This window comes from Bartonella sp. CL71SXKL, assembly GCF_042194935.1.
In the GTDB taxonomy this organism is placed as follows: Bacteria; Pseudomonadota; Alphaproteobacteria; order Rhizobiales; family Rhizobiaceae; genus Bartonella.
Genome location: NZ_JBHINI010000128.1, coordinates 340 through 632 on the forward strand (window position 1 = coordinate 340; position 293 = coordinate 632).

Annotated in this window: 1 protein-coding gene; it reads right to left on the reverse strand. The window is 44.4% G+C overall.

The features are described 5' to 3' along the window. Positions 1-80: 80 nt before the first annotated feature. On the reverse strand, positions 81-293 hold a 213-nt coding region (locus ACFILA_RS09880), incomplete at its 5' end, for a phage tail protein (RefSeq protein WP_375661166.1).

Here is a 293-nt window from a genome sequence, read left to right on the forward strand (position 1 = left end):
TCCTACAACTAAATGCCGCCCTCTCGTACTGTGTATTTCATAGGCGACGAATAGCCCTTCATACTAATCAGAGATGATTACTAGTGACTGCCTTCACTGGCTGCCGGAGTGCTTGAAGAAGCTCCGCCCTTAAAATCTGGGAAGAGTTCTTTAAACATGGTATCTTCATCCTTCCAGTCGCTATCAGCAGTTGAGTGCATAGAGTACATGTCATTGATGTTAGGGTCATCAATCGCAGCGAACGTTAAGGCATCTGTTACTGGTGTCTTCTTTGAATCAGTATCAGTGTCTAA